The 25,571-nt window shown below is 42.1% G+C and carries 21 protein-coding genes and 2 other RNA genes; 3 read left to right on the top strand and 20 right to left on the bottom strand.

Going from position 1 to position 25,571, the window contains the following annotated elements:
* Nucleotides 1–32: 32 nt before the first annotated feature.
* Nucleotides 33–1,724: a methyl-accepting chemotaxis protein gene (locus ABS301_RS17605; protein WP_349673452.1), complete on the top strand. Its 1,692-nt coding sequence runs from the start codon at nucleotides 33–35 to the stop codon at nucleotides 1,722–1,724.
* A 98-nt stretch (nucleotides 1,725–1,822) separates the two neighbouring features.
* On the opposite strand, the gene rnpB is transcribed toward ABS301_RS17605, so the two are convergent.
* From rnpB to ABS301_RS17690, 17 genes are all read right to left on the bottom strand, one after another.
* An RNA gene (rnpB, locus tag ABS301_RS17610) (RNase P RNA component class A) lies at nucleotides 1,823–2,168 on the bottom strand.
* Between the two features lie 47 nt (nucleotides 2,169–2,215).
* Complete coding sequence (locus ABS301_RS17615) at nucleotides 2,216–3,544, bottom strand: diguanylate cyclase domain-containing protein (RefSeq protein WP_349673453.1); 1,329 nt, start codon at nucleotides 3,542–3,544, stop codon at nucleotides 2,216–2,218.
* A 15-nt stretch (nucleotides 3,545–3,559) separates the two neighbouring features.
* On the bottom strand, nucleotides 3,560–5,221 hold the full coding sequence (locus tag ABS301_RS17620) for a nucleoside kinase (protein ID WP_349673454.1): 1,662 nt from the start codon (nucleotides 5,219–5,221) through the stop codon (nucleotides 3,560–3,562).
* A gap of 11 nt (nucleotides 5,222–5,232) precedes the next feature.
* Complete coding sequence (locus tag ABS301_RS17625; RefSeq protein ID WP_349673455.1) at nucleotides 5,233–6,054, bottom strand: Nif3-like dinuclear metal center hexameric protein; 822 nt, start codon at nucleotides 6,052–6,054, stop codon at nucleotides 5,233–5,235.
* Nucleotides 6,032–6,742, bottom strand: coding sequence for a tRNA (adenine(22)-N(1))-methyltransferase (locus ABS301_RS17630; RefSeq protein WP_349673456.1), 711 nt, complete (start codon nucleotides 6,740–6,742; stop codon nucleotides 6,032–6,034). The genes ABS301_RS17625 and ABS301_RS17630 overlap by 23 nt, the downstream gene beginning before the upstream one ends.
* 20 nt (nucleotides 6,743–6,762) lie before the next feature.
* The gene (gene rpoD / locus ABS301_RS17635) at nucleotides 6,763–7,935 is read right to left on the bottom strand and encodes an RNA polymerase sigma factor RpoD (protein WP_349673552.1); all 1,173 of its coding nucleotides are present in this window, start codon (nucleotides 7,933–7,935) and stop codon (nucleotides 6,763–6,765) included.
* Nucleotides 7,936–8,007: 72 nt separating this feature from the next.
* Complete coding sequence (dnaG, locus tag ABS301_RS17640; RefSeq protein ID WP_349673457.1) at nucleotides 8,008–9,780, bottom strand: DNA primase; 1,773 nt, start codon at nucleotides 9,778–9,780, stop codon at nucleotides 8,008–8,010.
* A 49-nt stretch (nucleotides 9,781–9,829) separates the two neighbouring features.
* Entirely contained in the window at nucleotides 9,830–10,840 is a 1,011-nt protein-coding gene (locus ABS301_RS17645) for a deoxyguanosinetriphosphate triphosphohydrolase (RefSeq protein ID WP_349673458.1), read from the bottom strand.
* A gap of 86 nt (nucleotides 10,841–10,926) precedes the next feature.
* Nucleotides 10,927–11,757, bottom strand: a complete 831-nt coding sequence (locus ABS301_RS17650) for an AraC family transcriptional regulator (RefSeq protein WP_349673459.1) — start codon at nucleotides 11,755–11,757, stop codon at nucleotides 10,927–10,929.
* Nucleotides 11,758–11,829: 72 nt separating this feature from the next.
* The gene (locus ABS301_RS17655) at nucleotides 11,830–13,533 is read right to left on the bottom strand and encodes a S8 family peptidase (protein WP_349673553.1); all 1,704 of its coding nucleotides are present in this window, start codon (nucleotides 13,531–13,533) and stop codon (nucleotides 11,830–11,832) included.
* 47 nt (nucleotides 13,534–13,580) lie between these two features.
* Nucleotides 13,581–15,857 carry a SpoIID/LytB domain-containing protein gene (locus ABS301_RS17660; RefSeq protein WP_349673460.1) on the bottom strand — a complete coding sequence of 759 codons (2,277 nt, stop codon included), beginning with the start codon at nucleotides 15,855–15,857 and terminating at the stop codon, nucleotides 13,581–13,583.
* A gap of 9 nt (nucleotides 15,858–15,866) precedes the next feature.
* Complete coding sequence (locus ABS301_RS17665; protein ID WP_349673461.1) at nucleotides 15,867–17,099, bottom strand: AI-2E family transporter; 1,233 nt, start codon at nucleotides 17,097–17,099, stop codon at nucleotides 15,867–15,869.
* Between the two features lie 99 nt (nucleotides 17,100–17,198).
* Nucleotides 17,199–17,377: non-coding RNA, 6S RNA (gene ssrS / locus ABS301_RS17670), on the bottom strand.
* An 84-nt stretch (nucleotides 17,378–17,461) separates the two neighbouring features.
* A complete protein-coding gene (locus ABS301_RS17675; RefSeq protein ID WP_349673462.1) occupies nucleotides 17,462–17,725 on the bottom strand; it encodes an HPr family phosphocarrier protein in 264 nt (87 codons plus the stop codon).
* A 30-nt stretch (nucleotides 17,726–17,755) separates the two neighbouring features.
* Complete coding sequence (locus tag ABS301_RS17680; RefSeq protein WP_349673463.1) at nucleotides 17,756–18,550, bottom strand: GNAT family N-acetyltransferase; 795 nt, start codon at nucleotides 18,548–18,550, stop codon at nucleotides 17,756–17,758.
* Between the two features lie 84 nt (nucleotides 18,551–18,634).
* Nucleotides 18,635–19,279, bottom strand: a complete 645-nt coding sequence (locus tag ABS301_RS17685) for an HAD family hydrolase (protein WP_349673464.1) — start codon at nucleotides 19,277–19,279, stop codon at nucleotides 18,635–18,637.
* Between the two features lie 65 nt (nucleotides 19,280–19,344).
* Nucleotides 19,345–21,036, bottom strand: a complete 1,692-nt coding sequence (locus ABS301_RS17690; protein WP_349673465.1) for a phosphoenolpyruvate carboxykinase (ATP) — start codon at nucleotides 21,034–21,036, stop codon at nucleotides 19,345–19,347.
* Nucleotides 21,037–21,188: 152 nt separating this feature from the next.
* Between ABS301_RS17690 and ABS301_RS17695 the strand changes: the two genes are divergently transcribed.
* Nucleotides 21,189–22,154 carry a pectinesterase family protein gene (locus ABS301_RS17695; RefSeq protein WP_349673466.1) on the top strand — a complete coding sequence of 322 codons (966 nt, stop codon included), beginning with the start codon at nucleotides 21,189–21,191 and terminating at the stop codon, nucleotides 22,152–22,154.
* A gap of 44 nt (nucleotides 22,155–22,198) precedes the next feature.
* On the opposite strand, the gene ABS301_RS17700 is transcribed toward ABS301_RS17695, so the two are convergent.
* From ABS301_RS17700 to ybaK, 3 genes are all read right to left on the bottom strand, one after another.
* The gene (locus ABS301_RS17700) at nucleotides 22,199–22,663 is read right to left on the bottom strand and encodes a NanQ anomerase/TabA/YiaL family protein (RefSeq protein WP_104437587.1); all 465 of its coding nucleotides are present in this window, start codon (nucleotides 22,661–22,663) and stop codon (nucleotides 22,199–22,201) included.
* Between the two features lie 103 nt (nucleotides 22,664–22,766).
* The gene (locus ABS301_RS17705; RefSeq protein WP_349673467.1) at nucleotides 22,767–23,654 is read right to left on the bottom strand and encodes a cell wall hydrolase; all 888 of its coding nucleotides are present in this window, start codon (nucleotides 23,652–23,654) and stop codon (nucleotides 22,767–22,769) included.
* A 310-nt stretch (nucleotides 23,655–23,964) separates the two neighbouring features.
* A complete protein-coding gene (ybaK, locus tag ABS301_RS17710) occupies nucleotides 23,965–24,438 on the bottom strand; it encodes a Cys-tRNA(Pro) deacylase (RefSeq protein WP_349673468.1) in 474 nt (157 codons plus the stop codon).
* Nucleotides 24,439–24,654: 216 nt separating this feature from the next.
* Between ybaK and ABS301_RS17715 the strand changes: the two genes are divergently transcribed.
* Nucleotides 24,655–25,554: a LysR family transcriptional regulator gene (locus tag ABS301_RS17715; protein WP_349673469.1), complete on the top strand. Its 900-nt coding sequence runs from the start codon at nucleotides 24,655–24,657 to the stop codon at nucleotides 25,552–25,554.
* The last annotated feature ends 17 nt before the right edge of the window (nucleotides 25,555–25,571 follow it).

Raw genomic sequence — 25,571 nt, forward strand, 5'->3', positions numbered from 1 at the left:
TATTTCTTACGTTACGAATGAAAGGACATCTTATGAAAAATTGGAAAATAGGTCAGAAAATCACAGCAGCATTCGGATTGATTTTTCTCCTGTTTATGATCTCATCCCTGCTCTCCGGCAGGGGAATGAACAAACTATACACAACTTTCACATCTTTTTATAACCGCCCGTTTACAGTATCCAATGCCACACTTTATATCAAGTACGACTTACGTACAATTGAAAAAAACCTTATTCTGATCATCCAGCGCAAAAAGGGAGATGATATTTCCCAGTGGGAAGATGAAATTATTCAATCAACGGCCCAGCTCAATGAAAAAACCTCACTTTTACAAAAGAACATGACACAACCGGAAAGTCAGGAAAAACTGGCGCAAATTATAGATTCACAGACTGAACGCGATCAGATGACTGAGGAAATTATCACTTTGTGTAAATCAGGCAACTCTGCTAATGCTTTTCGCATCTATTTAGATTCCTTTGAACCAAATTCGGCTGCTGCCAGCGACATTGCCACCCAGTTAGAGCAGGCCGCTCTCAATCGTGCAAGCCAGTTCTATACAGACGGAAAAACGGAATCTGTAAGAATTTATACCGTTCTTATTCTGTTTTCGGCAATCACATTATCTGCCATTGTTTTATTATGTATCCTCCTGACTAAAAGCCTCACGAGACCAATCAGGGAGTTGGAATCTGCTACCACAGCTTTGGCCTCAGGCGAATTGGACACAGATGTCACCTACCGGGCAGGAGATGAGCTGGGTGTTCTTGCTGAGAATGTCCGCAGTCTTATCAAGACACTGAATCTCTACATAAACGATATTTCCGAAGTGCTGAAAAAAATGGCTGACAAAGATATGACTGTAACCATCAACGTGGATTACAGAAACAGTTTTTCACCAATCCGCTCCTCCATGGAAACAATCCTGCATTCCTTAAACCTTACATTAAATCATGTGCAGACTGCCTCACAGGAGGTCAAAAACGGTTCTGAACAGGTATCACAGGGGTCACAAATTCTGGCGGAAAATGCCATAGAACAGGCCGATTCCGTTGAACGGCTTTTCGAGACAGTAAGCCATATATCAGGTCAGATAAAAGAAAATACGGATGGAATTTTAAAATCTAATGCTCTCCTGCTTGAAACACAGGAAGAACTCTGTACCAGCAATGATCGGATGATGGAACTGAATACAGCCATGAAGGATATCTCCGATAACTCCAGCGAGATAGGCGGAATCATTAAAACCATGGAGAGTATTGCCTTTCAGACAAATATTCTTGCCTTAAATGCAGCCGTCGAAGCGGCCAGGGCCGGGGCTGCCGGAAAAGGATTCGCTGTCGTTGCTGATGAAGTACGCCGTCTCGCTTCTTTAAGTACTGAATCTGCCCAAAAGACTCAGTATCTGATTGACCGTACTTTAAACTCCATTATAAACGGAGCACAAATGGCTGATGATACGAAAGGTTCCTTAAACACTGTTCTCACTAAATCCGAGCAGTTAACCGGACTGATGAATAAAATAACCGAAGCTTCCTTATTACAGACTGATGCTCTGGAAAAAATAAGTCATGAAATCGACCAGATCTCTACTGTTGTACAGACTACATCAGCCACAGCGGAAGAAAGCTCTGCTGCAAGCGAGGAGTTGGCTGCAGAAGCAGAAAATTTAAATCAGCTTATTTACCAGTTCCAGCTGGACCATTCGTCTGACATTCTGTAACCGTATTCCATTTTCCTGTAAAAAAAAGAGGGTAACGCCAAAATCACCAAAAATGTGATACAGCGATACCCTCTATTTAAATGTTTCATTCATTAAATGCTTTGAGTAAGACGATAAGCCGGGTTATGTCGTTGAATGGCCATCTATCTAGGCCTGCCGTCACCAGCAGGCTCAAGCGACCTACCCGGAAGCAGACGGGCCGCCTTGTGCTTCCTGTTCGGTCTTGCTTCGAATGGGGTTTACATGGACCCCCTCTGTTACCAGAAGAGCGGTGGTCTCTTACACCACCTTTCCACCCTTACCGCAGATGCGGCGGTTTATTTCTGTTGCACTTTCCCTGGAGTCACCTCCGCCAGACGTTATCTGGCATTCTGCCCTGTGAAGCCCGGACTTTCCTCACCTGCAGCCTTTCGGCTTTGCAGCTGCGACCATTTGTCTTACTCAAAACCATATAATCTTATCATAGTTCCAGCCATTTGTAAAGCTAACTTTTAACTGAGGCGGTTTTTTTCCTTGTACATCTCCTGATCAGCCTGTCTGATTAACGCCTCTCCATCCGACTGGTCTTCCGGATATCTGGCATATCCGCAGCTTGCCCTGGGATAAAATATGGATGGCTCCATGACAAATGACTCACCAATGGCTTCGCTTATTGACTTTTTTAACGATTCATAATAAGCTTTCTCTTTCTTCTCCCTGACCAGTATGGCAAACTCATCTCCGCCAATCCGAAAGGCCATATCATTTTTGCCAATCTGGCCACGCAGCCGTTCGGCAATTTCAATTAACAGTCTGTCCCCCATATCATGTCCAAAATTATCATTAACCAGTTTAAACTTGTCTATATCCAGATACAGCAGACCAAATGAGTGGGAAGAATCTGTCAGCCTGTTAATAGCTGCAACAAAGCACCGTTCATTATGAAGTCCTGTAAGCGAATCCGTATTCGCAAGCACAAACAGCTCTCTTTTCTGCTTCTCCACAATGAGAAATCCATAAAATATAACTGCCGAAAAACAACAGATAATGAAACATAAAACAGCTTGTGATAGCCAGTAATCAACCGGTACCCAGCCTTTTTTCGGTGAAAGACTTAATGTCCATATGCCATTAGGTACTGCAATATCCTGCTCAACCGGATCCTTCATTACTCCTGACATACTCTGATCAATAATCTGAATTTCATCTGTATCAGAATTCCTGCGCCAGATGCGGTAATCATATCCACGGTTTGACAAATAATCAATGCCTGCCTGATCAAAAATCTGTGGCAGATTTAGAATAATAATGCTAAAACCCCAGAATTTCCTGCTCCCATTGGGATTATTTAAAAATATCGGCGTTCTTGCTATGATACCAAGGCCGCCCTGATATAACTCCAGCGGTCCTGCCAGAGTGGTCTTTCCTGAATCTCTGGCATACTCGGCTTCTGCCCTGCGCTTCTCATCATGGAACAAATCCACAAATGCATTTTCATTGCCTTGTAATGGATATACCATAGTCACCACTCCATTCGGTGCCAGCTGTATGCTGCGTATGGAAGAATCATCGGCATATATTTTCTCCGCAATGCTGTTAAAGTCATTCATGGTGCCTTTCTGCTCAATCACTATTAACCGAAGAATTTCTGTTTTTAATATACGGGAATCAATGGCATACTGAAGTTTATTAATCTCTTCCGATGCCACATATCCCGCATGTTCCATCCTTGTCTGCTTTCTTTTAACCACATAATTCATTACGTAAAGTACAGAAACCGCAACACAAATGAACCAGACAATCAGTACTGCTGTAACTCTTTTATTAATCAGTGTATCCATACAAACCCCGCTTACTTACACCCTAAAACAGCTTCCTCCAATAAATTCTCGCACAATGGAGTTGCGGGGAATGTCTTCACTGTTAACTCCCAGAAAATAATCCAGGAATTTCAAAAGCCGTTTTGCTTCCATGTATTCAGGTGACTCTCTTGGTATTCCAAACAAAAGCGGCTCCGCAAACTGTTTTAAAACAGATAATTCATATACAGTGGCAGAATTAAACATCATGTCTGCAGATTCCTGAAATGGGAAAATATAAGCTTCTTCCCCCTCTCTTACTGTGGACCACATGCGTATGGTATCCTGGGCCGAGGCACCTCTTGTTCTGGCGTCCCGCACCATACGCCGGATGAGCCGGCAGTCTGTAGTTGGAATCCGGTTGTGTTCATCAATATTTAACTGGGTCAGCGCACTGACATAAACACGGAATTTACTTTCTTTTGGAAGTGAATAAGATAGCTTGTCGTTGAGGCAGTGTATTCCTTCAATTACCAGAATATCGTCATCGCCCAGCTTTAAATAATCACCACGATATTCCCGTTCCCCTGTTTTAAACTGATATCTTGGCATCTCTACCGTTTCTCCAGCCAGAAGAGCCGTCATATCCTTATTAAACTGATCGATGTCCAGACATTCCAGCACTTCATAATTATAGCTACCGTCTGGATTCTTCGGACTGTTGACTCTGTTTACAAAATAATCATCCACCGCTATGGGGTGGGGAATCATACCCTGTGCTTTTAACTGTATCGATAATCGGTGAGAGAATGTTGTTTTTCCTGAGGACGACGGTCCCGCGATCATAACAAATTTCTTACTTCGGTCCGAACCGATCCGTGCTGCTATTTCAGCAATCTTTTTCTCCTGAAGAGCTTCCTGAATCAGGAGCAGCTCATTGATATCGCCTGCAGCGATGACTTCATTTAATGCTCCTACATGGGAAACATTCAGACGCTCTCCCCATTTTACGCTTTCCTTTAATACCTTAAAGAGCTTCTGTTTTTTTTCTGCTTCAAAAACAGGAACTTCCTTAGGATTTTCCTTTTGCGGGAGCATGAGCATAAATCCCTCATCATAAGGTACGATATTAAAATATTTAATGTACCCTGTGTTCTGTACCATATATCCGTAAAAATAATCTTCAAAGCCGCCGATGCTATATAAGTTCACACGGGAGACTCTGCGGTAACGGAAAAGCCGTTCCTTGTCATACATCCGATGCTTATGAAACAATTCAATGGCATCATCTGTATTGACACTTCGCTTCATAATAGGAATCTTCTGATCTACGTATTGCCTCATGCGGGTTAATACCCGGGTTAACAGTTCATTGGTCAGCTCTACCGTACCATGAGGTTGAATGTAATAGCCTTTTCCAAGGGAAAAGTCAACCGTTACTTTTTCAATATTCTCGGAACCGGCTACGTCATAAAATGCTTTCATCATGAGAAAAATCGCACTTCGGTGATAAGTCTGAATTCCCGGCTGATCTTTTCCAGTAAAAAATTGAAGGGTGCAGTCAAACTGAACCGTTTTGTGAAGTTCTCTCAGTTTTCCGTTGATGCCCACCAGCAGGATCTCGTCTTCATACTGGGGCTGATACTCCTTTGCTATATCCTGATAAGTCGTTCCAATTTGGTATTGTTTTTTAGTTCCATCTATTGTTACAATCGCCATTCTTTTCCTCCTTATAAAAATGTCTCCGGAAATCTCACATCTGTCTTGCAAATCTCCAGGTTCTCTCCCACGTTGGCTTTTAAAAAATCTTCCATGAAATCCAGGAAAAGATATTCCAGTCCATAATGACCTGCGTCGATCACCGCCATATGATTTGCTGCCGCGTCAGTTCCGCTGTGATGTCCGATATCACCAGTAATCAGTACTTTCACTCCTGCTTTCAACGCAGGTTTTATCATGCTGGAACCAGCGCCCGGGCTGATTCCCACAAAAGATACCGGCTCAATTATATCCCGCTCTCCGTATATGGTAACAAACGGTAACCTGAAGCGTTCCTTTACCAGTCCTGCCAGCTCTCTTACCGTCAAAGGCTGTTCTAAATATCCCGTCTTTCCGATTCCATATGGAAGTTCTTTTATCCCTTCCGGTGTTTCAAACGGAACACTCCCTTCCATTTCCAGTACCTGGGTTTTTTCTAATCCTAACTTACCGGCAGCCGCATCCGCCATACATCCGGGTGCTGCATCAAAGTTGGTATGCATGGCATAACAACAGATATCATGCTTCATTAGCTTCATCAGTCTTTCACCGATAAAATCACTGTCAGTAATTCTGCTTACAGGTTTAAAAATCAGGGGATGATGGGTCAAAAGAAGATCGGCTCCATATTGCACTGCCTCTTCTATTGCTCTCTCATCCCCGTCCAGCGCGATAAATACTTTTTTTATCTCTTTTTTATTCCGTCCCACAAGAAGTCCTACATTATCCCAGTCACAGGCACATTTTACAGGCGCCAGCTGTTCCAGTATTTCAATCAGTTTGCTGCATTGCATCTTGTGCCTCCTTATTCCACTTCAGTTCCAGTTTCAGTTCTTGGATTCTGCTCTCTGCATTTTTTGTTCCGCTTGACTGAAGTCCTTTTAAAATTTCACCAATCTGTATCTGTTCTTTCTGCAAAAACTCCTTTAAAACCGGATTTTTTGAATCTAACAGGTCTTTTCCGTACCGGTACCCCAGTTCCGGATCCCTATCTTCCGAAACCATAGAATCTCTGGTAATACCCATGACAGAATAATATTTTCCGTCCTCTTTTATCATAGTCTCTCTTCCCATAGAAAATTCATGTTCTGCAAGAAACTTACGAACTTTATAAGGTTCCGAATGAGGTGACAGGACCCAGTATGAGATACTGTCCCATAAATGCCGTCCCTCCTCCAATATATGTATGATCAGCTCTCCGCCCATGCCAGCAATGACAACGCAGTCAGCCTGATTTTTCTCTAACTTTAAAAGCCCGTCGCTTAAACGGACTTCAACCAGGTCGGTAAGACCTGCCTCTTTTATGTGAGTCTGGGCCCTTAAAAGAGGCCCTTCTCTCACATCCATGGCAATTGCAGATTTTGCAATCCCTTCCTGTACTAAATGAATCGGGATATAACCATGATCGGTACCGATGTCAGCCACACGGCTGCCACCAGGTACAAAGGAAGCGATCATTTCCAAACGTTTTGATAATTTCATAGTAAACTCCGTCTTATTTCTTAATCATCCAGATAATCTTTCAGCTTTTTGCTTCTGCTGGGATGGCGCAGTTTTCGCAAAGCTTTTGCTTCAATCTGTCTGATTCGTTCTCTTGTAACATTAAATTCTTTTCCAACCTCTTCTAAGGTTCTGGGGCGCCCGTCATTTAAACCAAACCGCAGTTTTAACACCTTTTGTTCCCGCTCTGTCAGGGTGTCAAGAACTTCCATCAGCTGTTCATGAAGCATGGTAAATGTTGCCGCATCTGCAGGAACCGCCACCTGATCATCCTGGATAAAATCACCTAAATGGCTGTCTTCTTCCTCACCGATGGGTGTTTCTAAAGAAACCGGCTCCTGGGAAACTTTCATAATTTCCCGTACCCGCTCCACCTGCATATCTGCCCTTGCCGCAATCTCCTCCGGCACAGGTTCTCTTCCCAGTTCCTGTAAAAGCTGTCTGGATACACGTACCAGACGGTTGATGGTCTCCACCATATGAACAGGGATCCGGATTGTACGAGCCTGATCAGCTATGGCACGGGTAATTGCCTGTCTGATCCACCAGGTTGCATAGGTGCTGAACTTATAGCCTTTCCGGTAATCAAACTTTTCTACCGCTTTAATCAGTCCTAAATTACCTTCCTGTATCAGATCCAAAAACTGCATCCCCCGCCCCACATAACGCTTGGCGATACTGACTACAAGACGGAGGTTGGCTTCTGTTAATCTTTGCTTCGATTCTTCATCCCCAAGCTCAATCTTTTTCGCAAGTTCAATCTCATCTTCACTGGAAAGAAGGGGAACTTTACCGATCTCTTTTAAATACATGCGGACCGGATCTTCTACACTGACACCTTCCGGAACAGATAAATCGATGCTTTCCATATCGATTTCTTCCTCTTCCTCGATGTCTTCTTCCAAAAACAGATCTTCGTCTAAATCCAGTTCTTCTCCCCCCATGGAAAGCACATCTACTTTGCTGCTCTCCAGGAAATCATAGATCTGATCCAGACGGTCTGAATCTAAACTCTCTCCAATAAAGAAATCAAGTACTTCCTGATTTTCCAGGACATTTCTCTTTTTTCTCGCCAATAAGAGGAGCTGGTTTAACTTCTCCTCAAACGCTGCTGTTGACTCTTCCTGCCTGCTGCCAAAAACCTGTTCCTCTTCTGTCTTTCCTGAACCCACCATCTTATCTGCTGTCTTCTTAACATTCTCGTCCATGTTTTTCCATCCTTCCACAGCCTGCCTATAGTGTACACCCTAATCCAGCGAAATATTCAAATCCCTCAGCGCAGCCTGTTCCTTTATAATTCTTTGCAGTTCTTCTATCCCTGCTGCATGACGGCTGGCATGATCCAGACTGTTTTTTTTCACTTTCATTATTGTTTCCGAAAACGCTTTTTTCTGTTCTTCATTATCAAGAGACTCTTTTAAGCTCGCATGGAAAAGACCTGCGACAGTCCGGTATTGATCATCATCATCGATGAAATGATTCAAAATCTCGGCCGGATTCAGTGTTCCGGCAGCGTGTCCGTCAAAAACCATCTGTGCCACCTTACGATACAGTTCTTCTATAAAATCATCAGGAGTAATAACCCCTATAATCTTATCAAATAGTACAGGATTTTCAATCAGCCAGGTAAGCAGCAGTCTTTGAGACTGCATAACGCCATCTTCTTTTTCTTTTTTCCGCTGATTCTTCCCGCTATTTTCCTCTTCTCCCCTTATTGAGGACCGGACGGGTCCGAGAGTCGCTCCCAGCCGGTTAACCAGACGTTTTAAATCCTGGTAATTAATGAAAAATTCTCTGGAAACAGCTTCTAAATAATTTTCCCGCTCAAGCGCTTCTGGAAATTCCAGAAGCTTTCTTGCCGTCTGATTATAAAACTCTGTTTTCTGTTCCGGATCATCCATCTTGTAATTCTTTTTCAAAACTTCAATCTCAAAGAGAAAACTGTTTTGTGCCTGTTCAATTCTCTTTTTAAATTCTTCCGCTCCCAGATTCTTTATAAATTCATCCGGATCTTTATAAGGCTCCATATTCAGAACACGAATGGAAACCCCCGCATCCCTTAAAATGGGAATCGCTCTCAGTGCCGCTTTCTGACCTGCTCCATCACTGTCGTAGGTAAGAATTACTTTGTCCGTATACCGCTTTAACAGCTGGGCATGCTGGGTGGTAAAAGCCGTTCCCAGGGAAGCCACCGCATTGGTAAAGCCTGCCTGATGCATGGCAATTACATCCATATATCCTTCACAGATCAATATGTATTTTTCACGTGACAATCTGGCATAGTTAAGTCCATATAAGTTTCTGCTTTTATCAAACAGCTTTGTCTCCGGTGAATTTAAATATTTGGGCTCACCGGCTCCCATAACTCTTCCGCCGAAACCAATGACCCGGTTATTCACATCCATGATGGGGAACATCACCCGGTTCCAGAACTTATCATGACTTCCTTTTTCCTCAATGGTCACTAGTCCTGACTGTTTTAATTCAGTATCTTCATACCCCTTGCCTCTTAGATAGCGGTATAAATCGTCACTGGTTTTATTGGAGTAGCCCAGTCCAAATCGAACTATGGTTTCATCACTTAACTGCCTGTCCTTTAAATACCGGTAACCGGCTTCGCCCTGGGGTTTCTTCAGCTGATAATAAAAATAGCTGGCTGCCAGCTTATTCATCTCCAGAAGAGCGGCCTTTAAATCTTCCTGCTCCCTTGCCTCCCTGCTGTATTCTTCCACCGGCAGTTTCACTCCTGCCCGGTCTGCCAGCATCTTAAACGCTTCTGAGAAGGAATAATTCTCATACTCCATAACAAAGGTAATGACATTACCGCCTGCACCGCAACCAAAGCAGTAATACATCTGTTTGGCCGGTGACACGGAAAAGGAGGGAGACTTTTCATTATGAAACGGGCATAAGCCAAAATAATTGCTGCCTTTTTTTTGCAGTTTCACGTACCCTGATACGATATCCACAATGTCATTCCTTCCGCGGACTTCTTCAATTATGTCTTCCGAATATCGCATAAAGCCATCATCCTCCTTTCATAAAGATTTATGATAAAATACTTATTTGTCAAATTGCTTTCCATGCCTTTGGTACAAACAGTTCTTCAAACCGGTCGATAGCGTAGCTGTCACTCATACCGGCAATATAATCACAAACAGCACGTTCCTTGCTTGCATCGCCTTTTTCCATTAAATACCGGTATTCCTGGGGAAGCTTATCCGGATGATCCATGTAATACTCAAAAAGCATGGCAATCATCTTCTGTGCTTTTCCTTCTTCTGCTTTTGGAATCTCATTCTTATAAACATGCTGAAACATCCAGGTTCTAAGTCCCTGCATGGCTGCCTCCATATCAGAAGACATGATGATCTCATTCTTCTCATAGCTATTATTGATAATATCATGAATGAGATTATTCAGTCTCTCCCTGACGCTATGTCCTAAAATATCGGTATAGCAGCCTGGAAGATCCTCCTCCACAAACATCCTGGCCCTGATTGCATCATCAATGTCATGATTAATATAGGCAATTTTGTCAGACAGCCGCACAATGGCCCCCTCTAAAGTGGACGGATGACCACTGGTCCGGTGATTTAGGATTCCATCTCTCACTTCCCATGTGAGATTTAAACCCATTCCGTTTTTCTCCAGGATTTCAACTACCCGTACGCTCTGCCTGTAATGGGCAAACCCCTGGGAACAGATCTCATTAAGAATTGATTCTCCGGAATGGCCAAATGGAGTATGTCCAAGATCATGTCCCAACGCAATCGCCTCTGTTAAATCCTCATTCATGCGCAGGGATTTGGCAATGGTTCTTGCTATCTGGGAAACTTCCAGTGTATGGGTGAGTCTTGTCCGGTAATGGTCACCTTCCGGCGCCAGAAACACCTGAGTCTTGTGCTTCAGCCTTCGAAATGCTTTACAGTGAATGATTCTGTCACGGTCCCGCTGGTAAGCGGTGCGGATATCACAGGGTTCTTCTTCCCGTTCTCTGCCCTTGGTATTTTTACTAAAAGCAGCATAAGGACTTAAATAAGCTTCCTCCCACTGTTCAGTGGATTCTCTGATATTCATTCGATCACATCCTTCGCAAAGTTATGGTACATTATATCATATTTTCAGTAATTTTAACACCCTATATTAAATTATTTGCACTGTGCTCATCTGGTGCTGCTGATGTGTTTCCTGTATTCACTGGGCAGACAGCCATATCGTTTCTTAAATGCCTTGGCAAATGCCCTGCTGTCAGGAAATCCATGCCTCATGGCAATTTCCCCGATTTCGTGATCCGTTCCCATGAGTTCACGCACCGCATATTTGACACGCAGGTCAATTAAAAAAGTACGATAATTAACCTGCGCATACTTTAAAAAAATTCTGGATAAATAGGTGGGACTGAATCCAAAGCGCAATGCCACCGAGTCCAGTTTTAAATCCTGATCATAATTCTCCCTCATATACTGGGTTACATCAGAAAGTTTATCCAGCTGTTTTTTCTGCCGGATGATCTCTTTATCCATATTTTCTGTTTTAAACTCTGTTACCAGAAGATACAAAAGCTGATAGAACTGGCTTTTTACCTGAAAACTATAGCCATATTCCTGTTTGTCATAAGTAAAAAAAAGAGAAGTCACAAGATCCTTCAGCCTGCGGTTTGCCTCTTCTCCCTTTCTTTCAAAGTTCACATAGGAATCTTCTCCCATGTAATCTTCAAAGGTCTCTCCCGGAATCTGCAAGACAATGGTAATATTGGGATTGGGGCATTCGATGGAATGCACCTCATTGGAATTGACCAGTACATACTCGTCTCTGGTAAGCTTAAGATGGGTGTTATTGATAAAAAAATCAATCTCTCCCTCCAGTACCAGAAAAATCTCTACCGAATGGTGCCAGTGCTTTGTCACTTTATAGTTTCCTTCCCTTCCCTCGAAAATAAACAGCCGGAAAGGAAGATCATTATTGGGAATTACCAGCTCATGCCTGATTTCCATTTCACACCTCCGTAAAGTACTGTATCCATTATAAAACATTTCTGTCTGTTTTCCAACGGATTTTCTTTTGTATCACACAGGAAGACTGTCACTGACACATAAAACGCCATATCCCAGTTCCGGATTGGGATACTGGGTGATTCCGGGAAGCTTTCTTGCCCCGCGGATCAGATATGCTTTTATTTTTTCCCCGAAAAGGAACGGATCTCTTCCATCCACAATTCCCCACTCCATGAGAAGGGCGGAACTGCCAGTGACAAAAGGTGTCGCAAACGAAGTTCCAGTCACGGAATCATAACCTCCTCCTGCATATGCGGCAATAATCCCTACTCCCGGTGCAGCCAGATCAGGCTTTACCTGATTCGTTCTTCTGGTAAAACCTCTTCCTGAAAAATCGGCATAGGATTGGTAGGTATCATCATAAGCTCCTACTGAAATAACTTTGGAAGCCGTTGAGGGAATGGTCAGTGTTGTTTCTGGCGTTGCCCGTAAAAAACGGGTGGATTGATTTAATACACCAGAGGAGGGAAGCCATAAATCGTATTTCCCCTCCACAATCTGTCTGGGAGTCAGCCTGAATTTCCAGATACCGCTGTCAACATATGTGTCCGCAGGAAGAAAGTCTAAATAAATCTCCTGTGCTACACTGTATGGTCCCGGTTTTCCATAGTACAAAAGAATCTGCGTATTCCCGTACCGGATGGTCTGGGGGCCAAGCCGGCTGCTGATAGGGCCTATCACTTCTCCTGAAGGAGTTATGATGCTGATATCAAACAAATCCGCATAAGATTTCCAGAGCTGGACGCTGAAGCTCTGCTGAAAATTCCCCACACTTAGTTCGATCTCCTGGGGACTTGTCATGGTCAATGTTCCTGAAATATGTCCGGCACCAACCCCTTCATTTCCTGTACCAACCACAATTACAGTTTTTCCATAATTAGAGATATCATCAAGAAATGTTTCCAAAAGACTGGTTCCGTCGTGAGATCCATAAGTATTGCCAAAGCTTAAATTAACGGCAACCGGCATCTGCATATCGACTGCTTCTTTTACTGCAAAATTCACTGCACGCATAAGTTCAGTAGTCCTTGGAAATCCGTTTTCCTGTTGCACTCCCAGCTTCACCACCAACAGAGGACTTTCATATGCAATCCCTCTGTACTGACCCCGGTTTTCCCTGCCGTTTCCCGCTGCAATGGAGGCTACCGCAGTTCCATGACCAGTAATATCTACGGATGGAACCAGTTTATTGGCCTCTGCTCTGCTTCCTGTTGCCAGAGCCGCATCAATCTCCTCTTTTGTAAATACTCTGTCCAGGGTCTGATCCCACAGCTTTACAATCCGGGTGGTTCCATCTGGGTTGCGAAAATCATCATGATAATAATCAATTCCCGAATCAATAATGGCTACAAGAACACCTTTCCCGGTCAGATTGTTCGTTCCCTGCTGGACCAGATTGACACAAGAGGCCGCTTTTGCCTGATTTATGGCAAAAAACAGCCTCTTTGGTTTTTCCACATATTCAATCTGGGGAAGATCACTTAACTGATCAATCAGGGACTCCGGTACATTCAAGATGGCATACTCATTTAACATTGGCTCCACCTTGATTCCTATCTGGGTAAGAAAACTGATATCTCCGGAATGCTTTACAATCACATCCCATGTTTTTTCCACGGGATTATATCCTACATTTAAATTACCTGACTTCTCCCGCTCTTCCGGAGTTGCACTGAGAGCGAGATTCAGCAGATTCTCCAATTTCTGATCCTGCATATAAACATCCTGGGCTTTTTTTACATTGTACGCAGGAAGACGCTCTCTCATTCCTTTACGCTGTCTGCCTCGCATACCTTTACACCACGATAAAAAAATTGCAGGATATCTTCAAAGGATTTTCCTTCCTTTGCCATTGTCTGGGCTCCGTTCTGGCTCATTCCCACTCCATGGCCAAAGCCGCCGCCGTAAATATGAAACGTTGTGATGTTTTTTTCATCAACTCCCTGATTTTCTATGGCCAGATAAGCGCTGGGAAGGGAATCAAAATTTTTCATCTGGGTTCCGTCTTTTTTTGTAAGAGTCATATATTTATTACCAAGTTTGGCTCTGACCTGACCCTCTCCACTTATGGTCATTACCCCCTCCGAGCCTTCGACTCTTAACTTCTTTACGATACCCCCTACTCCTCTTTCAACCACTGTAATGTTTAAGATAGAGCCTACCTCAGTAATTTCTTCTTCCAGCTGCCGGTTTGTTACTGTCGCCTCCCACCGATACATGGGAAATGAGGAATCATAAGCCGGATAATCCTTATTCTTTATAAATTGTTCAAAATCAGAATTGGTGGACAGATTTAACACTGCCCCTCCATCCTGAAGCAGACTCCCATCCAGATAAGGATACTGGGCTGGATCTCCTCCCCATACACTGCCATCTGTGGTATGGCCGCAGGAGGTGGAAAAATAGAATGCTTCAATGGGAGTATCTCCATAAAACAGCAGTTTCCCGTAAGTTTCCCGAACTGCATCTTCTGTCTTCGCCGCAGTAGGAAGATTATTGTACACTTGAAAACGTGTGCTGTCGTCTACATGGGCACCATATTTGCTGTAGGTATTGCTTTGGATCTGGCGGTATGCGTAGGTTCTTGCGCACACAGCCTGGGCCTTCAGCGCTTCCTTTTCGTAGCTGTCTGGCATCTCACTTGGGACAACTTTTGTTAAATAATCCTCCAGATACAGTTCATTAATCAGAAGTAATCCATCCGAATCCTTTCTGATCTCAATGGTTCCGCCATAAGAAGGTGTCCCATAGGAACGGCTTATGGAATTCACCTCTATCGATCCGCCTTTTTCCAGAGGAGCTGCCACAATTCTGCCGCTCTTTAACCTTTCATCTGATGGTTCGACGATCACTTCCGCTTTTGGAGGTACCTGGACAGTCTCTTTATCGTAAGTCAGTGTAAGACCTGTGTCAGAGGAGAGTGTGACCGATGGGTGAAAGATCGACTGGAAATTCGTATTCATCAAAAGCACCCGTATGGTCTTTGCATCAAATTCACGAACAAGTAAAGCTGCACAAAGCTTTCCATGGGCTACTACAAAATCCTGGATGTCATAGCCAACTAAAATATCGGTAACAGTCCGTTCTTCAAACTGACCATACAGACGGTATACTTTAAAGTCCTTATCAAACTTCAGCTTTCCATAATTCTCAATTTCTATATAAGAATCAGTAATGGCAAGCACCTTCCCGGATATTCTCTTTTTCTTCAAAGTAACTTTTTCAAGATTTCCCTGTTTCAGACTAATATCTGCCAGATTATTAACCAGATCCTCCGTCTGCCCTAATGATGTATCCAGAGGGAAGTTTCTGACAACAGAACCAAAGTGCACCTGGAATGTCTGACTATCCCCAGCAGTCAGCCAGACATTCTTATATGTAACAGAATCACTTACCACTTCTTTTAGTGCAATGATCTCACTGCCTTTCACGAGAATCTTTATTTCCCAGTCAATATAAGAATCCAGACTGATTCCTTCAAACCCGAAGGTGCCTTCACTGGTATAGGCAGTCCATACGGAAGATGGATTTATGTTAGAAGGCGTTCCATATAGAAGTACATCTATTGTTTTTATCTGATTTTCTTTATCAAGTTCTTTTTTTAAATCGTCAAACAGATTCCACCATTCATCGGCGGTTATGTGTTTGCTCTTATTCTTTCTTCCTGCATGAATGTTGGTTCCAGAACCAGGAACCAGCGCTTCTGCCAGACTTTCTGCTTCCTGGTAAGTTAAAAAACCTTGTGCAGTTTCTTTGTCTGCAGGCATAAGCCCAGCATCAAGATAGCCATTGGCATATAAGTAATCCATATATTTTGCATACCAGAGGCTCTGATCCTGTTTGGAGAAATATTGCTGTTTTTGATTTTCCGGCATTTTTTCCAAGCTTTCTCTGTCTGTAAGAAGGAGAGCTGCTGACTTGCATGCCAACCCCCTTGAGATCCCCTCTGGCTCCGGCTCATTCATCAGAATAATGAGAATGAGAAAGATAACCAGGAGAGGAATTCCGACGACAAATCCGATCAATGACTTTTTATTCATGCGCTCCTCTTATTTCATATATGTTTTTTTCTCTTCTTCAATCCGATCCAAATTCAGATAATCTTCTGTTTTTAAAGAGAGATCTTTCTTTGACAGTGACCCGTTCACCAGTCTGGTAATCACACTGTAGATCACTGCAAACGTGGGCACGGCAATAATCATTCCCACAAATCCAAACAATCCGCCAAACAAAAGTATGGAAAACAGTACCCAGAAACTAGGCAGTCCGGTGGATTGTCCAAGAATTTTAGGTCCCAGTATATTTCCGTCAAACTGCTGCAAAAGCAAAATGAAAATCAGGAAATAGAGACACTTTACCGGGCTGACTAAAAGTATTAAAAATGCACTGGGAATCGCCCCAATGAAGGGACCAAAAAATGGTATTACATTAGTAACTCCCACAATTACGCTGACTAACAGTACATAGGGCATCTTCATTGCATTGAGTAACACAAAGCACATAATTCCGATAATTAAAGAATCTAATAGCTTACCAGTAATAAATCCGCCAAATACACGGTGTACAAAACGGATTTCTTCAATTGCCTGATTCGCCGTTTTTAAGGAGAAAATACTATAAATGATTTTTTTTCCCTGAGCAGAAAGCGTCTCTTTGATATTAAGAATATATACCATAACAATTACGCCGATTAATATATTCTTAAAAACCAGTACAACGCTTAACAGACCGCTGGATAAGCTGCCGATTAAGGAAGACATATTGGGGACTAAATCAGTGGTCATCCAGTTCTGAAGCCGGCTGGCAACCTGATCATAGATAGGAATTATGGCTTTTTCAAAAGCAGGATTATCCTGAAACAGCTTTTGAAGTCCAAGTGCAATATTGTTGATGTTATCACCGAAATTATTCTGTATCCCCATAATGCTTGTATAAATTTCGGGTATAATCATTGAGAAAAGTCCTATGACAATCACAAACAAAAAACACAGGCTGACCAGAGTCGCCAGAGCTCTTGAAATGGAGCGAACCGTTTTCTTGTTGTGAAAGACCGCATTCAGCATACGGGCTGCCATATCTCTTGTTTTGTTATAAACCGGCAATAAAAGATATGCCAGAACTGCGCCATAAATGACAGGCATTAAGATTTCTACAATCAAACTCATCGTGCCTTTTACCGATTCAAACCGGGAAAGAAAAAAAGCAAATGCAATGCTTAATGCAATTACTGCAAGAGCAGTTACTCCCCAGCAAACGTAACTGCGGTATTTAAAATCCTTCATGTTCATCTCCTATATGGTTGAAATTAATATATGTCTTATCATACTTTACCATATTTTACCATAAAGTTAAAGCAGCGATTTCTCGCTGCTTTTTTCTTTTGTAACCCCAAAATGCCGGTTCTTACTTATTGACGCCTAGCTAAGCTAGGTGGGCAACCTCACTCAGGCATCTGCCTTCCACTACAACGGAGGCCTGACATCCGCCTGAAAATATTGGAATCCCTTATGTCATAATGTAGGTTCAAAAAAGGTAAGATTATCGCACATCTCAGGAATTACAGTCTCTATTTTCTATGGCTTCAGTATACAACAATTCCAGAGAATTATCAAGTTCCTTTTCCTGTCAGTTTTTACTTTACTGATCAGAAAACAATATTCTTACCGCCAAGAAGTCTTCCGTGTTCCACATATAAATCCAGCCGGTTTAAAAGGGAATCACAGGATTCTTCCAGTATAATCAGTTCAACCGCTTCAGCAGTTACCAGGGAAAGAACAGATAAAAGTGATTTCGCATTTACAATGCAGTCTCCATTCATCAATTCCATCTTTTCTTTACATTTACCGGCTATGGTCACAAATTCCAATATGGAGTCCATGCCCCAAAAACCGATCTTAACCTTTTTCATCTGCTGTAATCCTCCTGATTTTTCTTGCGTCTAATACAGTCCACTCTCCAGATTTCCCAGTCTGTATACCTGATATTCTTTTTCAAAAATATAGCCAAGCTTCTCCGCCAGTCCGGCGGCAGGAATGTTGTCCGCATCCCAGGTTGGAAAAATCTCCTGTTTTAAACAGGATAAGATTAATCCTGCACTGCATGCCAGAGCAAGACCCCGGCGCTTATATTCCTTGTGTGTCGCAACTTTTACCACAATCTTCTCTTCACTGATTGGATAGGCCGAACAACCGGAAACCAGTCTTTCACCGTCCAGTGCTGCAAATCCAAAACCGCGATGGGTAAAATCCTTCTGGGTTTCAAAATCAGAACAAATTTCTCTGCTCCACTCAGAACTCATCGCTTTCTCATAAAGACTCTGATTCATTTTTTTAATTTGAATTCCTTCAGGAATGGAGTTCAAATAATTATTCAGCGTCTCCTTAGAGAAAAGATCTTCATCTGTTCTCATGGCATAACGGGACATAATCCGGCAACTGCCTCCAAACGTCTCTTCCAGCCATTCAGACCAGCGTTCGTCGGAAGGGGTAATAAAACCCTTACTGCAGTTTTTAATTAAAAGTTCCCTGAGCTCAAGAGCCTGCTCTCCCTTGGGACAAATTCCGGCCAGATATACAAAATTACCCGAATGAATCAAACAAAAGGACGGATTATCCCTCTCCGGGACCCAGACTTTTCCGATACGCCCTTTTGCAACAGCAGAGGGAATCACCTCTTTGCTCATGCTGCAAAGTTCTCTGACAATCTGTCTCTCATCTCTTTCCAATTCAATCACAATAATTCTCCTTCCGCTGGTGCTTCGTCTTCCAAATACCGATATCAAAAGGACTGTTTCCTGTTAAAGCCCTAGTATAGCACACTAGAAAAGATTCTGCAAATCAAAAATTGATTCTACCAGAAATTCTGCTCCTGCCTTAGTAAGTTCCTCCCTGCTCCCATATCCATACAATACCCCGACAGATTCCATTCCAAACTCTTTTGCACCCAGAATGTCATGTTTTCGATCGCCGATCATCACTGTTTTTGATAAATCATGGATTTCACAGGTATCAAGCACATAACGGATCACATCTGCTTTTTTCACACGGATTTCTTCAAAATCCGCTCCTCCCATAAACTCAAAATAAGAATCCAGTTCAAAATGTTCCAATATCATTCTTACAAAGACTTCCGGTTTTGACGAAGCAACATAAAGTTTTTTCCCTGATCTCACAAGTGCTTCCAAAGACTCTCTGGTTCCCTCGTATACTTTATTCTCAAAAATCCCCTGTGAGGAGAAGTATTCCCGAAAGATCTCCACTGCCTTCTGGGCATCTGATTCTGTAAAACCATAGTACTCCATAAAGCTGTCTTTTAAAGGTGGTCCGATAAAACAGCATAAATCATCGAGATTTTCCGCTTCAATTCCAAAAGCGTGCAGAGCATGGCGGACCGATTTTGTTATCCCCTCTTTGGGATCGGTCAGCGTTCCATCTAAATCAAACAGCAAATAATCTTTTTTCATAACATCTCCTCCACTTACTTAAAAAACAGAGACGAAAAAGTTCTCCTTTTTCGTCTCTGTAACAATTACTTCAATTGATCAACAACTTTCTGGATTGCCTCTAACGCATCATCAGGAAGCTTATCGTATCCTTCTTTTGCAACTGACATATTGGCAACAAATTTCACACGATCCTGCATACGAGCCTTTAACTGCTCTGCATAAGTCGGATCATTCAGATCCGGAACGAATCCTTCCCACTCAAAGATATCAATATCTGTAAATGGTCCCCACTGTTTGAATTCTGCCTTTTTATCAACAATTGCTTCCAGAATTCCAAGTGTATCCTTAGGCTGAACCTTCTTGCCCATAAAATCACCTGTATTAATAATATAGCAATCTACGTTCTTTTCTTCAACCAGTTTTTTGAACTTTTCATAATCATTGGCAAGAGGATAGGTTCTGAATGGGTTAGCATAAGGAACAACTACCAACGCATTAGGATCTGCTCCTGGAGCAAGTCTCTCTGCTGAGGATCTCTTGGTTGCAAGGGTTGCGCCCATAACAGATGCCAGTGATGCTCCTTTTAATTTAACGATTGGTGGGATGGTAGGATCCTTCATAATCCAGAAGATCGCATTAACAGGAGATTCAATTTTATCCACACGGTTTGGTGACCATAATTTTGACTTAATTGCACGTCCGTTACCGTTTCTGATATCTTCTGTTACCAGCTGGATCTTTCCGTCTTCATCCAGGGTACAGGAGCAGTTCTGTGCAGTCAGTAAGTACTTGTTGTCCTCACATCCGGTAGGATAATCCTGTGTCTTATCAAAGTATGTAGGTTCAATTGCAACGGATGCACAGGTATCGGTATTAATGATAAATGCATCGTCATGAAGTACGGTTACGCCGTATTTGCCACCGTGTTTTGCATGTGTAATGGTGGATTTACCGGATCCTGATAATCCAAATACAGATGCAACATACTTGGAACCATCAGAAAGGGTATACTCTTTTTGTCCGCCGTGGCAGGAAGCGTAGCCGTTTCGATTGGCAAGTGCCCATACCATGGTAAGTGTACCTTTCTTATGCTCTCCAAAATATCTCATGCCGAGAATTGCAGCGCAGTTTTGTTCCGTGTTAAAATAACATAGACATTTAGGATCGCTTAAACAGGACAGATCTACACCAGGACGGTCAGAACCATTCCACTGGGGATCAGAGAAGATATAGATATCAGGCTCTTTGCCATCTCCTACCGGTTTAGAAGCCTTATACATGTTGACATACTGATCAGACATATACTGGAAGTTCAGCATCCAGTTATATAAGATGTTCTCCTCGCCTTCTGGAATGAGAAGATGCGCCTTCACCATATACTCCGGATCAAGACCAGCGTATACCTCTGCATGATACATGGTTTTCCACCGTGTCTCATAAACAGCATCCATAACAACTTTGTCAAGAGCAGCACAGTTTACTCCAGGTTCCCCTGCAATTCTTCTGGCTGTTGCATACCGTCCGGTAATTGCACCATCATTAAACAAAAGTACTTTTGCATCCTTATCCAGTCCGAATTCTTCTCCTCTATAAACCGGCATATCTGTGACAATCGTTCCTGGTGAGTTTTTTGCCAATTCATATGCCTCACGAAGCGTATTAACTTTGATAACGTTATTCCCATAGAATGGTGCCTCGATAATTGAACGTGTCGTTGCAAAGCCAGGCTTTCCTTTTCCAATTTCATTAATTGGGTAATAAGCTTTTGTTGACATATAAAAATCCTCCTTATAAAATTCAAATTTGCTCTCATTATCTCATTTTGTTAAGAAAAAGTCAATATTTTCTATTGCATTTTCCACAAAAATTGTTTATATTTAATGTGCATTATGCATCATGTATACAACAACTAGAAAGAAGGTCAAATATGATACACATTTCCAAAGATGGCACCGGAGATTTTGAAAGCATACAAAAAGCGCTTGACTCATTGCCCCAAAATGGCACAGCTGAATATACTCTTTTCATTCACAAAGGAGTTTATGAGGAGCAGATCACAATCACCACCCCTCACATAACCTTTCTTGGGGAAGATAAGAACCATACCATTCTAACCTATGGCTTATATGCCCATATGCCTATGGAAGACGGGATGAAGCGGGGAACGTTTCGAACCTATTCCTGTTTAATCGATACTTATGATTTTACAGCAAAAAATATTACGTTTGAAAACAGCGCCGGAAAAGGAATTGATGTGGGACAGGCTCTTGCTGTTTATGCAGACGGGGATCGTCTCTCCTTTGACAACTGCCGTTTTCTTGGCAATCAGGACACCATTTTTACAGGTCCGCTGCCACCAAAGGAAATTGAGCCAAACGGATTTATCGGGCCTAAGCAGAATGCTCCCAGGATCAATGGAAGACATTATTATAAGGACTGCTATCTGGAGGGCGATATTGATTTTGTTTTTGGAAGCGCTACTGCCTACTTTGAGAACTGCACATTCTTTTCCAAATATACCGGAAAAGAAATCAGCAGTTATGTAACTGCCGCATCAACTCCGGAAGGCCAGGAATACGGTTATGTCATGGAAAACTGCCGTTTTGAAGGAAACTGTCCTCCAGATAATGCTTACCTGGGACGTCCGTGGAGAGAATATGCAAAGACGGTTTTAATCAATTGCTACATTGGCGACCACATCTGCCGGGAAGGCTGGCATGACTGGAACAAAGAGGGCTCTCATAAAAATGCCTTCTATGCCGAATATGGAAGCTACGGTCCTAAAGGTGACATGGATCACAGACCTGACTGGATTTACAGACTGAAGGATGCTGATCTTGTCAAATACACAAAGGATGCCGTACTATCCGGATCTGACGGCTGGAAGTTTTAAAAAACGGGATTCTGTTCCTTGGAAAAGAACAGAATCCCGTTTTTTTAGTTTTCTTTGATTTTAACAATTACTTTCTTAATTGGAGCTGGTTCTCCGGCTGCAGCCTTTGGTTTATGGCCATCCCAGGGATTAAAAATCATATATTCTCCAGACTTTACTACCGCTTTTAAGCCTGGGTTTTCATTGTCGTAAAATACAACATCTTTTTCATCGTTATATGGTACTTTTTCATTCAGTTCATCAATTCTTGCGTAGGTCATAATCTCAGAACCGGAAATCACATATTGAATATCTGTATAATTATGGTGAGCTTCATATTTCGCTTCTTCCCATGGAATTGTTGTATATTCTACTACATTGGCAAAAACGTTCTTGCCGTCAATCTCATATTTACCTGGCTCCAGTTTCTCCAGATCAGTATTCTTAAGAAAATCTACTGCCTTGGCATATCTGTCTTCCACACCAAGGTTTCTGTAAAAATCAAGGTTTTTTGCTGTGTCAAAAATCATTTGAATACTCTCCTTTTATGTATCAGTATAGTTATAACAAAAGATGGAAATTCCTGTTATCAAACTATAGTATACACCAAAAACAGAATATTTAACAATGTTTTTATTTAAAAAATTCATGGTTTCCGTGCTGGAATAAATAAGTTAAATGGGAATCAAACCAGCTGATTGCACCGCTCCTTGAACCCCTTCGATTCATAAAATACAAAGCTCCGTTTGAATAGTCCTCACCTTCCAGCGCCCTTTCCACACAATCAATGGTATTGCTGGTAACCTTTACGGAATTAATGCTTCCATTGGATACCGGGGAAAACTGGGAGGGTGAATAAACAACTCCTTTCACTGTACTTGGAAATTTACCGCTTTTTACACGATTTAAAATCACATTTGCTACAAGAATCTTTCCTTCATCATCACAAACTCCGGCTTCTGCCTGCACAATTTTTAACAAGACATTATAGTCTTCATCCGACAGAGACGTGGCACGTGCTGCTTTTTCCTCTTCTGCCTTTTTGGCAGCTGCTTCTTCCGCTTCTTTCGCCTTCCTGGCTTCTTCTGCGGCTAACTGCGCCTGCTTTTTCGCTTCCTCCTCCAGTGCAATCTGTTCATTCATGCGCTGGATTCTGGTAAAGGATTCTTTTTCCAGTTCCTGCTTTTGTATGACTTCTTTTTCCAACAGATTTCCAGCAAGTTGCTGTGCCTGCATCCTGGGATCGGTAAGGTTAATTTGTACTTTTGCTTGTGAAGCTGTTTCCTCTTCTTCAACGTTCTCATCATCGGTAGCGTCTTCTAAAGCCCGTGTTTCTGCAAATGCCGTTAATGCATTTTTTCCGCTGCTTCCAAAACCTGTGGAAGTAAAAGCAATTACTGTAATTACTGCGGCACCTGCCATAAAAACTGCTGAGGAACGATACATTCGCTTCGTGACCCTTACGGACATTCCTCTGAAGAACTGACTAATCTGCTGAAGGATAGAGCGTAGTGTAAGCATAAATACTCCTCTTTCTCTAATCTCATTTGCGTGGGCTTCGGACTGTTCCGTACCCGTTTCTTTGTGTCGTCCGTAATTATAGAAGAATCCCGTTAATAAAGTCAATGGTCATTTAACATTTTTGTGATAATTTAACTTCTTAATTTTTTTCCATTTTTATTTTATTGTTAGTTATACACTATTTTCACTTGTACTTATGTGATTTTTTTGTATTAAACATGTGTTAACTTTTTACAATAGTATTACATTTCTGTTAATTATTCACCTGTGCACTGTTAGCCTGTCTACCCGTTTAAATGTTTTATGTAAACTAATTCAGGGTAAGTGAGGCGAAATTACCTCTAATAAAGACAGCCAGTTCCTGTGGAGCAATGACAATTTGCTGGCCCCTGATCCCGGCGCTTACTACAATATCAGTATAATTTTCCGCAGATGCATCAATCCATGTAGGAAACTGCTTTTTCATTCCCACAGGTGAACACCCGCCTCTGATATAACCGGTAACAGACTGTAAATCTTTTACGGAAATCATTTCAACTTTTTTATCACCCGTAAGCTTTGCTGTCTTTTTTAAATCCAGCTCAGCGTCAACAGGGATACAACAGACAAAATAACTAGTTTTATCTCCTTTTAATACCAGAGTTTTAAATACACTTCCATGATCCACCCCCAGCATATCGGCTGCATGGCTTCCTGATAAATCCTGTTCATCTACGGTATATTCTTTTGTATCATAGGCAATCCCCGCTTTATCAAGCATTCTCATTACATTTGTTTTTATCATATCAGATCACTCCTGTCCTTTTGTTTTATGAATTACATCATAATAAGAAAAACTCTGTTTGTCCAGCAAAAGCTTATGCAGGCTTTCCTTCCATGCCAGGCCATTCGCCTCCTTGATTTTCCTGCTTTACATTCCGCTATTTTACCTGATATAATATCAATATATAGTATTGTGTATTATTATAATGAATGGTTATAAAATGAAAGGATTTTTAACATGGATCAGAATCTTTCTCAATATAAAATATTTTATGAAGTAGCAAAAGCTGGTAATATATCCAAAGCTGCGAAAGAACTTTTCATCAGTCAGCCCGCAATCAGCAAGTCCATCAGCAAGCTGGAGGACAATTTAGGTGTGGCATTATTTACCCGAAATTCCAGAGGCGTCCAGCTTACGGAAGAGGGAAAGCTTTTGTTTCATCACACAAAAACAGCATTTGAAGCGATCAACAGAGGGGAACTGGAACTTAAGAGAGTAAAGGATTTTAATATCGGGCACTTAAGAATCGGTGTGAGCAATACCCTGTGTAAATACATTCTTCTTCCTTATTTAAAGGGATTTATTGAAAAGTATCCTCATATTAAAATTACCATAGAAAGTCAGTCCACCACCCATACGGTTGCCATGCTGGAGCAACAGCAGATAGACTTGGGATTGATCGCTGAGCCCTCCAACCGCCGTCCTCTTTTATTTAATCCAGTTATGGAAATTCAGGACATCTTTGTATCAACCAGTGCCTATCTGGAAAATTTGTATCTAAGAGAGGGAAAAAATGCAGATTTATTTCAAACCGGCAACGTCCTTTTATTGGATAAAAATAATATGACCAGGAAGTATATTGACGAATATTTAAACGAAAACCAGATCATTCCCAATCAACTTTTGGAAATTACTACGATGGATCTACTGATCGAATTCGCCAAAATCGGTCTGGGGATCGGCTGTGTGATTAAAGAATTTGTCCAGGAGGAACTGGATAAAAAAGAACTGATTGAAGTTCCCATGATAGCTGGTATCAAGAAACGTACGGTTGGATTTGCCTATAACCCGGGATCTGTATCCACAGCTATGGAAATTTTCTTTGAAGCAATGCAGAAAGCCGGAATCAGAGGCTAATACGCAAAAAAGGCTGA

This window comes from Lacrimispora sp. (assembly GCF_031982545.1).
GTDB lineage: Bacteria > Bacillota > Clostridia > Lachnospirales > Lachnospiraceae > Lacrimispora.

Excerpts from the sequence above, each read along its gene's own strand:
- ABS301_RS17625 (WP_349673455.1), bottom strand. The coding sequence starts at position 6,054 with ATGCAATGCAGCAAACTGATTGAAATACTGGAACAGCTGGCGCCTGTA.
- ABS301_RS17605 (WP_349673452.1), top strand. The coding sequence starts at position 33 with ATGAAAAATTGGAAAATAGGTCAGAAAATCACAGCAGCATTCGGATTG.
- ABS301_RS17705 (WP_349673467.1), bottom strand. The coding sequence starts at position 23,654 with ATGCTTACACTACGCTCTATCCTTCAGCAGATTAGTCAGTTCTTCAGA.
- ABS301_RS17615 (WP_349673453.1), bottom strand. The coding sequence starts at position 3,544 with ATGGATACACTGATTAATAAAAGAGTTACAGCAGTACTGATTGTCTGG.
- ABS301_RS17700 (WP_104437587.1), bottom strand. The coding sequence starts at position 22,663 with ATGATTTTTGACACAGCAAAAAACCTTGATTTTTACAGAAACCTTGGT.
- ABS301_RS17675 (WP_349673462.1), bottom strand. The coding sequence starts at position 17,725 with ATGAAAAAGGTTAAGATCGGTTTTTGGGGCATGGACTCCATATTGGAA.
- ABS301_RS17715 (WP_349673469.1), top strand. The coding sequence starts at position 24,655 with ATGGATCAGAATCTTTCTCAATATAAAATATTTTATGAAGTAGCAAAA.
- ABS301_RS17695 (WP_349673466.1), top strand. The coding sequence starts at position 21,189 with ATGATACACATTTCCAAAGATGGCACCGGAGATTTTGAAAGCATACAA.
- ABS301_RS17630 (WP_349673456.1), bottom strand. The coding sequence starts at position 6,742 with ATGAAATTATCAAAACGTTTGGAAATGATCGCTTCCTTTGTACCTGGT.
- ABS301_RS17620 (WP_349673454.1), bottom strand. The coding sequence starts at position 5,221 with ATGGCGATTGTAACAATAGATGGAACTAAAAAACAATACCAAATTGGA.
- ABS301_RS17655 (WP_349673553.1), bottom strand. The coding sequence starts at position 13,533 with ATGCAGGATCAGAAATTGGAGAATCTGCTGAATCTCGCTCTCAGTGCA.
- ABS301_RS17665 (WP_349673461.1), bottom strand. The coding sequence starts at position 17,099 with ATGAAGGATTTTAAATACCGCAGTTACGTTTGCTGGGGAGTAACTGCT.
- ABS301_RS17660 (WP_349673460.1), bottom strand. The coding sequence starts at position 15,857 with ATGAATAAAAAGTCATTGATCGGATTTGTCGTCGGAATTCCTCTCCTG.
- dnaG (WP_349673457.1), bottom strand. The coding sequence starts at position 9,780 with ATGCGATATTCGGAAGACATAATTGAAGAAGTCCGCGGAAGGAATGAC.
- ABS301_RS17645 (WP_349673458.1), bottom strand. The coding sequence starts at position 10,840 with ATGAATATCAGAGAATCCACTGAACAGTGGGAGGAAGCTTATTTAAGT.
- ABS301_RS17650 (WP_349673459.1), bottom strand. The coding sequence starts at position 11,757 with ATGGAAATCAGGCATGAGCTGGTAATTCCCAATAATGATCTTCCTTTC.
- ybaK (WP_349673468.1), bottom strand. The coding sequence starts at position 24,438 with ATGATAAAAACAAATGTAATGAGAATGCTTGATAAAGCGGGGATTGCC.
- ABS301_RS17685 (WP_349673464.1), bottom strand. The coding sequence starts at position 19,279 with ATGAAAAAAGATTATTTGCTGTTTGATTTAGATGGAACGCTGACCGAT.
- rpoD (WP_349673552.1), bottom strand. The coding sequence starts at position 7,935 with ATGGTGGGTTCAGGAAAGACAGAAGAGGAACAGGTTTTTGGCAGCAGG.
- ABS301_RS17690 (WP_349673465.1), bottom strand. The coding sequence starts at position 21,036 with ATGTCAACAAAAGCTTATTACCCAATTAATGAAATTGGAAAAGGAAAG.